This window comes from Legionella waltersii (assembly GCF_001468085.1).
Classification (GTDB): Bacteria; Pseudomonadota; Gammaproteobacteria; order Legionellales; family Legionellaceae; genus Legionella; species Legionella waltersii.
Genome location: NZ_LNZB01000006.1, coordinates 194,216 through 206,295, shown reverse-complemented (window position 1 = coordinate 206,295; position 12,080 = coordinate 194,216). Strand labels below are relative to the sequence as shown.

Sequence of the window (12,080 nt, the reverse complement as noted above, 5' to 3'; positions counted from 1 at the left end):
ACAGCAGGGAGTGAATCGGTCCGCTTGCTGACGCGCGCGGCTCGGTTTCTTTTTTGCTCTCTGAATCAAACGCTAGTCACAGCAGGGAATGAATCGCTCCGCTTGCTGACGCGCGCGGCTCGGTTTCTTCTTTGTTATCTAAATCAAATGCTAGTCACAGCAGAGAATGAACCGAGCCGCGCGCGTCAGCAAGCGGATACGGAACTATCCGCTTTCACGAATGACGCTGCTTAAAGCAGCGTCATTCGGCAAAGCGCCGGACCTAAGCTTACTGACCATCAGAGAAAAGATTAGTTGGGGCACTATAATAGGAGTCGATTCCTCAGTCTCAGAGGTTTGCGTAAGTCCTGTTTTAATTTTTATGGCCTTTTTAAAAACAGTCTACTCGTATTAAACACACTCTATTTGCGTTAAATTTAAAAATAATGTTTTAGTATACAAACACTTGCACTTGACCAAAACATTAAATATAGTGAAATACCAATTTGTAATGGAATTTCGCAAATACTGTATAAAATGTAGTTTTAAAAGGAGCTTTACATGACTAGATTAGAAGATTTACTCTATTCACTAACCTCTATCATAGTTCAATACCATGATAGTCAGTCTAGCGTAACCAAATTAGTAGAAGCGTCTGACAAATCAACTTTGCAAAAAAAATCCCGTGATCTTGCCATAGACTTTATAGAAGACAGAGTAAAATTAAAGGGTTTTGTCAAAGGGAATGTTCATGCAAATTTAGAAAAATTAATTAAAGACTGCACGAATGGTTATCCGGATCGACGGCCCTTTCTTTATTTTATCTTACATGAAATTAATTTCATTAAATCAATTCGAGATTATAAAGCTCCAATCGATCCAATAAAACTCGAAAAATACAAATTGCAAATTGCACAACTGTTAATCAACTTCAAGAGCTTATTGACTACACCAAAGAGCAAAATGGTGCAAATTAAGCGCAGCAAAATCGACGATGAAACGGATGCAGTAGTTTCTTTATCGGGTTTAAAAAGTGACGCATACTTGTATGGAGGTGAGTACTGTAATTCAGGTAGCCTTGTTAAAGAGGATGTACTAGACCGATTGAATATTCTAGTCGGTCATTCCAATGAAGAGATAGTACAGATAGTTAGCAATATTTGTGCTGAATACCAAAACACCTTACTCGTACCATACCTCCAATCCGAAAATAGGCGATTGACAGAAGAAGCCGAAAAGGCAAAAAGTGAATCTTCTCTATCATCCGGCTCTCTCAAAGAAAGCGAAAAAACCATCCAATCTCATTTAAGTAAAATCCAGGAGCTTGAGAAAACAATCGAAGGGCTTAAGGTGAGGGTCAGTGATCTCAGCCACTCGAAAGGAACCCCTAGTGTTTATAATCCTGCTCTATTTCCTTATTACGGTACCATGTTTGGTCCTTTAGGTAAGCTCACACGCCCTGTGGCTTCTACTCAACCGACAGATACAGACAATAAAAGTTCCAACCCCTCACCATCAAGAGCAATAGATTATTGAACCTCTCCTTTAGCTACCAACAGTCTTCCTTCGCACAAGCGCAGGAAGACCTACTATAAGAAACAAGCTTTTTTCCTTGCAAAACTCGCATTCTCACATGGATTAGCTGTATAATATCGAACTAATTTCTTCAACGAAAATACTTTTATGAAAAAAATGGCATACTTCTGGCGTAAAGGTCTATGGGCGCTGATGAGCCTGTTTTTTCTTTTACTGGTGGCTGGTAGCCTCATTTATCTTTATCTTGAAAGCCAACTACCTAATGTAGATTCCCTAAAAACAGTACAACTGCAAGTTCCACTGCAAATTTTCAGCAAGGAAGGCTTATTAATTCAAGAGTATGGGGAAAAGAAACGTATTCCCGTGACCTACGATGAAATCCCACCAATGCTTGTTCATGCATTAATTGCAACCGAAGATCAACGTTTCTTTGAACACCCAGGCGTTGACATTATGGGTCTTGGGCGTGCTGCTGTGAGCATGATTAAAACAGGCACAAAATCTCAAGGTGGCAGTACCATTACCATGCAAGTAGCTCGTAACTTTTTCTTAAGCCGTAAAAAAACGTTCCTAAGAAAGTTTAATGAAATCATGCTTGCCATTAAAATTGACCGTGAATTAAGCAAAGAAAAAATCCTTGAGCTCTATTTGAATCGGGTCTATCTCGGCAATAGAGCCTATGGAGTTGGTGCTGCAGCAATGGTCTATTTTGGAAAACCTTTAAAAGATCTCAATTTAGCTGAACTCGCGATGATCGCTGGACTCCCTCAAGCACCCTCAACCCAAAATCCTATTGCGAATCCTATTGCTGCTAAAAAAAGACGTGATCATGTACTCGAACGTTTACTTGAAGAGCATTACATCAATGAAGAACAGTATCAAAATGCAATTAATCAACCGATTACAGCTAAGTATCATAGCGCGGACATCAGAGTAAAAGCCCCGTATGTGGCTGAGATGATCCGCCAATCCTTATACGACAATTTCGGTCCTGATGCCTACACCAAAGGGTATAAAGTGTATACGACCATCGATGGTCATTTACAGAATACAGCCAACGAGGTTGTTGAGAAAAATCTAATTTCCTATGATCATCGGCATGGTTACAGAGGGCCAATTGCCAATATTGGTGAGAAAGATAGCCAATCTGCCCAACTTCGTCAGAACTATTTACGACAATATCCGGAGCTTAATCATTTATTACCCGCCGTCATAACGGAAGTTGGCGACAAGGAAGCTACTGCCGCCTTGCAAAATGGACAGATTGTAATCCTACCTTGGGAAGGATTATCATGGGCTAGACCAGCCCTAAAAAAAGGCTGGGTTGGGAAGGCACCCACAAAAGCACAACAAGTTGTCGCTGTTGGCGATATAGTATATATGCATTCTACTGAGAAACATTGGGAACTTGCGCAAATACCAGAAGCAGAATCTGCCATGATTGGCATGGATCCTAAAAATGGTGCAATTCAAGTATTAGTTGGTGGATTTAACTTCCAAAAAAGTAAATTTAATCGGGCAACTCAATCCAGTAGACAGCCTGGTTCTAGCTTCAAACCTTTTGTTTATGCCGCAGCTTTAAACAATGGTTATACCTTAGCCACGTTAATTAATGATGCCCCCATTGTAGTTGATGATCCAAGTCAACCTAACCTGTGGAGACCTCATAACGTCAATCTTAAATTTAATGGTCCTACTCGTCTAAAACAAGCGTTAGTTCAATCAAAAAATTTAGTATCCATTCGAATTCTTGATGACATAGGTATTGACTATACCATCGACTTTTTAGCTCGATTTGGATTTAATAAAAAAACATTACCTAAAGGTCTATCTTTGGCACTTGGTAGCTTATCAGTTAGCCCGATGGAGCTCACCTCCGCTTATGCAGTGTTTGCAAATGGTGGATACAAAATAGAGCCCTACCTCATTGATCATATCACCGATGTGGATGGTAAAATCTTGTTACAAGCGAAGCCCACCGTAGTCTGTGATCCATGCGATGGCAAGGTAGACGCTGCATCCATTGCTCCGCGAGTTATCCCTGAAGACATAGCCTATTTGATGAACTCTGCATTAAAAGACGTTATTCAACATGGAACTGCACGCGCAGCTCGCTCATTAAACCGTCCTGACATCGCTGGTAAAACAGGTACAACAAATGATCAAGTAGATGCTTGGTTTGCTGGATTTAATCCTGATCTTGTGGTGACAGCTTGGGTAGGTTTTGACAATCCTAAATCCTTGCATGAATATGCCGCAGGCCTTGCTCTGCCATTATGGATAGACTTCATGAAGGTTGCTCTAAAAGATAAGCCAGTGCGTGAACTAAGACAGCCAGAGAACATTGTTGCTGTGCGAATTGATCCCAGCAGTGGTTTACTTGCTCAACCTAATCAAACCAATGCAATCATCGAGCTCTTCCGTAATAATGAAGTACCTGCTGAAGAAGACCAAACTCCTCCAGGACTTGATCCAACTGCCTCCTCACTTCCAGATGAAGAACTTGCACCCGTTGAAGAGGGTCTATTTTAATCAAGTAAAAGATACCTTCATGAAACATGCTCATCAAGAGGACTGCAAGAGAACGAGGACGTACCCTGAGCATTCCTCACAAAACTGAGAAATAAAATAACAGGTTGATTGAGTTGAAATTTAAAAAGAGATTAAATATAGAGGATTAAAAGTTTGAGTGCCCTTCTACAACAGATCCTAATGAGGACCGTCGCTGAAACATTTCGATTGAATTGCTAATTTTCTAACGTACAATGCTGTCTCAATGATCATGACGGAGACATCATAATGCACAAACTTGTTCTTGGATTTGCACAATGGGGTAGCGCTGAAGTTCCAATTGTCAAAATGATTGAAACAGTAGAGCTTGCAGTAAACAATGGAATCTATGAAATTGACTGTGCCCCTCATTATGGAGATGGTGCTCAAGAAAATGTTCTAGGTGTTGCTTTATTGAGCTTACCTCCTAAGCTTTACTCCCAAGTAAAAATATCCACCAAAGCAGGTCGCATTATTGATCCCAATAAAAAATCTGAAAACAGCAATGGATTTACTAACAGCAGTGGATTTGCCCAAGTCTTTGATTATAGTCAAAAGGGAATTGAAACATCCTTTATGCAAAGTCAATTGAGAATGCGTCAATCAAGTGTGCATGCTTTGTACTTACATGATATTGATAAAGGGACTCATGGAAGTAACCATGCTAAGCATTATGACACTTTTGTACAAGATGGTCATGTCGCATTTGATGGCTTAAAAAAGCAAGGTAAAATTGAAGTTGCAGGAATTGGTTCAAATGATCCTGAAATCTGTGTAAAGCTTATCAAGGATGGGCGCTTTAAAATTGACCGTGTTATGATAGCTGGTTGTTACAACTTACTTAATTTTTCTGCACTTGATGAACTATTTCCCTTATGTAAAGAAAAAAATATCCAACTCTACGTTGCTGCGCCCTATGGTGGCGGACTACTCAGTGGTCAAAAAGGAAATACTTATTTTCGTTATGAGCAAGCGAATAGTGCTCTTCTAGATAGAGTGACCAAAATACAAGAAATCTGTGATAAATTTAAAGTCAATCTAGCCCATGCTGCGATGCAATTTGTGCATATGCATCCACAAGTCGATAAAGTCGTGGTTGGAGCAAGAACTCCTGACGAACTGAAAGATTCGTTAAAATATGCTAGGGAGCCAGTTGCCCCGCAATTTTGGGAAGCACTAAAGGAAGCTCAATTAATACCTGCGAGCACCGAAATACCAAAAATTAAATCTAAAACAGGCGTAACTCTATTTGCTAATTCAGGTGAAGATCCTTACGAGTTTAAAGGTGGAAGGCAAACTCTTACGAACTAGTTATGGGATGTAAGCCTTGGTGCCGCCAAAGGAGTAACCAAGGTTTTCATGTTAACCTTCTGTCATAAGAAGTACCTATAATCACAATAATCAATTCCTTATGGTTCACTCGTATCAACTGAATTAAACTCCTTGAACCATTAAATAATAAGGAGAGTAATCATGAAAAAAGAATTAATTAAACAAATCGTTCATGCAAAACTAGCGAAAGGCATTCTCCGTTGCAAATGTTGTCGTAGCAGAGGGTGATGAGTTGGAAATTATGTCTAATTTACCAAATCTATCTGAGGTTTTGGCTTACCAAAACCTCCAAGTCATCGAGCGTTTCAAAGCAAATCACCCTCTTGAAGCCCACAGAGCTGAATATTTGTTTACTGAGATGCTGCGTTACCTTTGGCTTTGTGAAAAACACGATTGTGATTTAGCCCAAAATCCTAATGATCCTGGTCTACAATTCATTCCAGTCATGCATGAGGAAATGCGTTCAATTGATACTATGTGGCATGAGTTTATTCTTATCACCAGAGATTATAGTCAGTTTTGTTCGCAATATTTCGGTCATTTCATCCATCATGAACCCAATATGCGTGAAACGCTAAACTTATCCACTGAACAGTTTATTGAATCACTTCAGCTATTTCTGAATTATATTTATGATGTTTTGGGTGAAGAAGTTCTTAAAAACTGGTTTCAGGAACATCTGAGTTTAGCTGCTTAATTGCCTGTTTAATGGCTTTAATAAGTACTTTTAAAGCCATTAAATTTCTTTGTTCGGGTCTGTAGACCAAAAATAGCTCATCATGGTATGTAGGCATATTAGGTATCTTTATTAGCTCAGGCTTTACCAGTTTGGCTGCACTTCCTGGAAGAATTCCAATACCAGTACCTGCAGCAATTAAACTGGAAATTACCTCCAAACTCCTACTGGTTAATGTACGAAAATTAGTGATTCCTTTATGTCGAAGCTGAGTCAGCATAGACTGTGTTTGGAGTAGCTGGGGATCGCAAATGATTAATACACCCTCTTCATGAGACCATTTAAAATTGGCCGCTTGCCAAAAACAAACTTCATCATCATAGAGCTTTTGCAAAATGAGCCCTGGATGGCGTAATGGATTGACAACAATGCCTATGTCTATCGATAAGTTAACTATCCCTTCAAAAATTTTACGCGATAAATCATGCACTAAAACAATTTCTAATCCAGGATAGGTAGCAACAAAATCAGGTAGCACCAAAGGTAATACCTCTCTAGCTACAGCAGAGTGGCAGCCAAAATTAATTCTTCCTTGTACCTCTTGGTAGGATGCGAGACTTTCTGCTTTAACTCGTTCCCATAAACTAATTAAAGAGTTGGTATGAGAATGCAGCTGATAGCCTGCTTTGGTTAATTTCACTCCTGTTTTTACTCTAATAAATAAGGGAGTACCAATTAAGGTTTCTAAGCGCTTCATGGCTTGACTAAGAGATGGCTGACTTATACCCAACCGCTCTGATGCTCTAGAAAAATTTAAGGTATAACATACTTCATTGAAATAATATAAATCATTAGGTGAAGCCAGCATTTAACCTCCTCGAGTTCCAAAAACGATCAATCTGTTTTTGACAACAAGTCAACATTCTCACTCAGAATAACACCTAGCTGTTTAAGCTGCGATGGAACGCTCAGGGTCCCTACCCTAGTTATCACTCCCTTGTTAATAGGATTTAATAAGGGAGTCTATCTCTGAACAAAAAAGGGTGTTACAGAAATTATAAATGGCTTAGACACTTTTTTAAGTCCAGTGAGAGAACTTGGACATAGAACTCACCAAGGAATTCAGAAAAAGTCCCTCGCGGTTGCGAGGGATCTTTAAGATTTGTTATTTACCAGATAATGCAGCAGTTGCAGGTGTGTATTCGTAACCTAAATCCCTAGCTACTGCTTCATACGTGATCTTGCCCTGGTGGACGTTTAATCCATTTAATAAATGAGGATCGCTCAATAAAGCTAACTTAGTTCCTTTAGTAACAATGCTTAAGACAAAAGGCAGTGTCGCATTATTTAAAGCAAAGGTTGATGTTCTTGGAACTGCTCCAGGCATGTTAGCCACACAGTAATGAACAACGTTATCCACAACATAAGTTGGTTCTTGGTGAGTGGTCGCTCGACTGGTTTCAAAGCATCCGCCTTGGTCAATTGCAACGTCCACCAATACTGATCCAGGACGCATTGATTGCAACATACTTCTGCTGACTAATCTAGGGGCAGCGGCACCAGGAACTAATACGGCTCCAATCACTAAATCAGCTCGAGCTACGTATTTCTCAATCGAATCAACTGTTGAGTATACAGTGTTTATCTTAGAACCAAATTGAAAATCAAGCTCATTCAAACGTTGTAAGGAGCGGTCAAGAACGGTAACCCTAGCTTCCAGTCCCATAGCCATCCGAGCAGCGTTGGTACCTACAACCCCACCACCGATTACAACAACATTTGCAGCAGCTACTCCTGGAACACCACCTAATAGCACACCACTTCCACCTTGTGCCATCTCTAAGCAATGAGCTCCAGCCTGTATAGACATACGTCCTGCGACTTGAGACATTGGAGCAAGTAAAGGTAAACCACCACCATCTTGAGTTACGGTTTCATAAGCTATAGCAGTAACTCCGGATTCTTTAAGTAATCTGGTTTGTTGAGGATCGGGAGCCAAATGTAAATAGGTAAATAATGTTTGGCCTTCTCTTAACCTTTTGCATTCAATTGGTTGTGGCTCTTTTACTTTAACAATCATGTCTGCTTGAGCAAAAATATCATCAGCACTTGCTACTACTTCTGCACCGGCTTGTCTGTAATCATCATCAGATATTCCTATTCCAGCTCCAGCCCCTTGCTCTACTAATACACTGCTTCCTGCTCTAATAATTTCTCTTACACTTGAAGGAACTAGTCCAACCCTATTCTCTTGGGATTTTATTTCCTTTGGCACACCAACTAACATAGTTACACCCTCTTATCGATTCTTTAAAAGTTCTATTAATTGCGGAACTAATTCAAATAAATCCCCTACTAAACCATAATTAGCAATTTGAAAAATAGGAGCATCTTCATCTTTATTAATTGCAACAATTACCTTAGAGTCTTTCATCCCTGCTAAATGTTGTACTGCTCCTGAAATTCCCACTGCAATATAAAGCATGGGGGCAACGACTTTACCAGTTTGTCCCACTTGATAATCATTAGGAACAAAACCAGCATCGACTGCAGCTCTTGAAGCACCTACTGCTGCTCCCAAAGCATCCGCCAATTCTTCAACTAACTTGAATTTTTCAGCACTTTGTAAACCACGACCTCCAGAAACCACAATTTTAGCATTTCCAAGTTCAGGACGCTCCGACTTACTCAACTCTTGTTTTACAAACTCGCTATTCCTATTCGCAAAATCGTGGTGAATGGTTTCAATGCTGCATGGAGATTGCTGAGATTGTACAGGATTATAAGCTATAGTTCGAATAGTCATTACTCGAATTGGATCAAGTATGCGTACAGTTTCAATGGCATTGCCCGCGTAGATAGGGTGTTCAAACGTAGTATCATCAATAATTTTACTAACGTCTGAAACTTGTCCAACATCCAACTTCGCGGCAATTCTTGGCAATAGGTTTTTCCCAAAAGTACTTGAAGGAGCAATGATAGCATCAAAAGAACTTGCCTTAGACACCACCACGTCACATAATTGCTCGGCAAGTGGATGCTCGAACTCAGGACTATCCAAACACCATACTGATTGAACCCCTTCTAAGGATGCTACTTCTTTTGCAACCGTTTGGCAGTGGTATCCCACTACAAGAAAAGTAGGATTTTTGTCCAATTCTAATGCTGCAGCCAGTGTGTTTCGTGTAGCTGTATGCATGTGTGTGTTATTATGTTCAACAATAACTAAAGTGCTCATCTCCACTCTCCTGTTTAAAGCACTTTGGCTTCATGTTGTAACTTTTCCATCAAAGCAGCCACAGACTCTAGCTTGACTCCACCACTTCTAGTCGCGGGCGCTTTCACATTTAATACTTCAATGTGCTGTTTCATCGTTAGACCTAAAGAGCTAGATTCAATGATATCCAATGGCTTGCGTTTTGCTTTCATAATATTAGGCAAACTGGCGTATCTTGGTTCGTTTAATCGTAAATCAGTGCTTACTACCGCAGGTAACCTAAGCTTTATCGTTTCTAAGCCTCCATCAATTTCTCGCGTAACGATAATGGAGTTATCTTGCACAGAAAGCTCAGAGGCAAATGTTCCCTGAGGCCAATCCAATAAAGCTGCGAGCATTTGCGGAGTTTGATTGTTATCTCCATCAATGGATTGTTTCCCCATCAAGACCAAATTCGGTTTTTCATCATCAACTATTCGTTTCAATAGTTTTGCTACGTTTAAGCTTTCTAGCTTTGTGTCTGTTTTTACTAAAATTGCTCGGTCTGCCCCTAAGGCTAAAGCATGCCTCAAAGTCTCCTGTGAGCTATCATCACCCACTGTAACCGCTATCACTTCAGAAGCTATTTTCTTTTCAACTAAACGTAACGCTTCTTCTATAGCAATTTCATCAAATGGGTTCATCGCCATTTTAATGTTCTGCGTTTCAACTCCTGTATTGTCTGATTTCACGCGAACTTTAACATACGGATCAATGACCCGTTTTACAGCCACGAGTATTTTCATGGGTCCTCTCTGCAATATCAAATCAGGCAGCATCTTGCCAGAGTTAAGGGTAAAAATTCAAGTCCTATTATTTGGGAGGTTGATAGATAGTTAGTTGCATTGATTGCGACTCCGGCTCTGACAACAGACTAATCACATGCTCCGCTTGTTGTACTGCTTCAGCTGTCTTGCTGTTATACACCTTTTTGTCCTTTTTAATTTCTTCTAACTCCTTCTTCGCTTCAATTAATTTTTGGTCTACGGAATCAGATGTACTGTCCAATACCCGCATTTTGAATAAGAAAGCTTCTATTTTTAAACGTTTCGAATCTGCCAAGCGATAGTGACTAAAAAACTGCTGATCAAGCAAGCCAAGTTGCACTTCAAGTGGAGCAGAAATAGCTTTTAATTCAGGGGTTTTAAATTGAATTCCCGTTTTTAAATTCCCACTCGCTACTATTAAATCTTTACAAAAATTGATTGGGTCTTCCGCGTAGTTTGTTGGCATGGAAGTTGGAGCCGGCAAAATGGGCTTCAAAATAGCGGACGTAATTTGTAAACTAGCGTCCAAAAACTGACGAGAAGTCCAAAAGGTTAATTCCAAAATTCTCACAAGCAACGTTGTTGACGTTATAGCAGTAATCATGGACAACCCTTGGAGAGTTTTGCCAATTCGTTTTATCTCTTTTGAATTGCTGGATTCCAGGTATTCACCACCTTTCAAAACAACATAAAACAAGGCATAAATAGCAAAAAGCTCTTCCGCAAAGAAAAATGCTCCATAGCTTGCAAAAACCACAGGGATGAATTGCAAAATTGCACGTATTCCTTTTGGTTTTATTTGGCCTACATCATTGTAAAAGCCTTTGGATTCATCCAAAAAATGAATCAAGCTTTCGCATAAACTTTTCCCAGAATAGGTTGTCGCTTTGGATTGCAGTTTAACAAGCCATGCTCTAAAGTCCTCTTGGCTTTTAACGTTATTCATGCCAATGTTTTTATAGTTTTCAGGATTTATCAATCGGTCATAGCATGTATTTATTATTTTAAAACAAGCTCCATTACCTGTTCCTTGAGATAACTCTTTTTCAAGCCATTGCATTCCTGGAGTGTACTGTGGAACTTTATCAGGATGAAATAACAAGGCAAGCGGCTTGTATTTAAGCTTTATTTTATCTTTATCTATTCCATTCACTAATAGTTGCTGATTGATAAAACCCTCGAAATTTCGTTCAAGTACTGTTACGGAGACTAATTTTAATGTGTAGGTCTTGTCTTTATCATTGTACGTAGAAACCTTATCAATAAAGTCTTGAATATCAGTCTCGATAGTCATAATTACTCCTTTAATTGTTGTTGACTATGGCTTTTCAGTTCTTAATTTATTCTTTTAAGCAGATGGTGTGATTTTACATACTGTGTAAACCACCCAACAACTAGTACGCTAAGATAAAACCCAATCATTACATCGCTTAAATAATGATGATATAAAACCACCCTAGTCGCGGCCACCAAGATAGCGACAAGAAAATAGAGTATTAGATATCTTGGAAATAGATAGCCCAGCCCCATGGCTAGTGCCGTCACTGTAATGGCATGTCCTGAGGGACATGACCAATACAAATCCTTGAGTTGAAACCAATAAAATCCATAGAGATGTTGCTCAAACAATAGATCTGGCCTGGCTCTGCTAACTATTATTTTTGCAACTAAAACAAGTAGATTTGGAAGAAGTACACAACCGAACATGTACCATGCCCCCTCTTCAAAACACTTGTTTTTCTGAATAAATCGAAAATACAATCCCCCCAGAAAAAACAAAGCAACAGAAATCTTCCATTTTCCCAGAGCTGTTACATAATTTAATGCGGTTAAAGTATCTCTACTGTTTATTTGATGGAAATAGGTGGCAATCTGCCTATCTACAAACAAATAGGCCATCACCACTGCAATAGCATACAACGCTATCACCCAAGGCTTTTTAGTCAATTGATACAGTTTTTCGACTTGTTTCATATTTTAAATC

Annotated in this window: 10 protein-coding genes; 4 read left to right on the top strand and 6 right to left on the bottom strand. The window is 39.5% G+C overall.

The annotated features are described in order from the left end of the window. Positions 1-540: 540 nt before the first annotated feature. From Lwal_RS01980 to Lwal_RS01965, 4 genes are all read left to right on the top strand, one after another. Positions 541-1,515, top strand: coding sequence for a hypothetical protein (locus Lwal_RS01980; protein WP_058479247.1), 975 nt, complete (start codon positions 541-543; stop codon positions 1,513-1,515). Positions 1,516-1,662: 147 nt separating this feature from the next. Continuing rightward, positions 1,663-4,047, top strand: coding sequence for a penicillin-binding protein 1A (locus Lwal_RS01975; protein ID WP_058479246.1), 2,385 nt, complete (start codon positions 1,663-1,665; stop codon positions 4,045-4,047). 267 nt (positions 4,048-4,314) lie between these two features. Next, the gene (locus Lwal_RS01970) at positions 4,315-5,376 is read left to right on the top strand and encodes an aldo/keto reductase (protein ID WP_058479245.1); all 1,062 of its coding nucleotides are present in this window, start codon (positions 4,315-4,317) and stop codon (positions 5,374-5,376) included. A 262-nt stretch (positions 5,377-5,638) separates the two neighbouring features. Beyond that, on the top strand, positions 5,639-6,094 hold the full coding sequence (locus Lwal_RS01965) for a glycine-rich domain-containing protein (protein ID WP_058479244.1): 456 nt from the start codon (positions 5,639-5,641) through the stop codon (positions 6,092-6,094). Here Lwal_RS01965 and Lwal_RS01960 read toward each other — a convergent pair. The 6 genes from Lwal_RS01960 to Lwal_RS01935 form a co-directional block, all read right to left on the bottom strand. Beyond that, positions 6,054-6,941 (bottom strand): LysR family transcriptional regulator, encoded by an 888-nt coding sequence (locus Lwal_RS01960; protein WP_058479243.1) that lies wholly within the window; start codon positions 6,939-6,941, stop codon positions 6,054-6,056. The two genes, Lwal_RS01965 and Lwal_RS01960, sit on opposite strands and share 41 nt — an antisense overlap. A gap of 297 nt (positions 6,942-7,238) precedes the next feature. After that, the gene (gene ald / locus Lwal_RS01955) at positions 7,239-8,360 is read right to left on the bottom strand and encodes an alanine dehydrogenase (RefSeq protein ID WP_058479242.1); all 1,122 of its coding nucleotides are present in this window, start codon (positions 8,358-8,360) and stop codon (positions 7,239-7,241) included. Positions 8,361-8,372: 12 nt separating this feature from the next. After that, positions 8,373-9,311 (bottom strand): electron transfer flavoprotein subunit alpha/FixB family protein, encoded by a 939-nt coding sequence (locus Lwal_RS01950; protein ID WP_058479241.1) that lies wholly within the window; start codon positions 9,309-9,311, stop codon positions 8,373-8,375. 14 nt (positions 9,312-9,325) lie between these two features. Beyond that, entirely contained in the window at positions 9,326-10,075 is a 750-nt protein-coding gene (locus Lwal_RS01945; protein WP_058479280.1) for an electron transfer flavoprotein subunit beta/FixA family protein, read from the bottom strand. Positions 10,076-10,142: 67 nt separating this feature from the next. Continuing rightward, positions 10,143-11,390 (bottom strand): J domain-containing protein, encoded by a 1,248-nt coding sequence (locus tag Lwal_RS01940; RefSeq protein WP_058479240.1) that lies wholly within the window; start codon positions 11,388-11,390, stop codon positions 10,143-10,145. A gap of 41 nt (positions 11,391-11,431) precedes the next feature. Beyond that, entirely contained in the window at positions 11,432-12,070 is a 639-nt protein-coding gene (locus Lwal_RS01935) for a phosphatase PAP2 family protein (RefSeq protein WP_058479239.1), read from the bottom strand. Between the last annotated feature and the right edge of the window lie 10 nt (positions 12,071-12,080).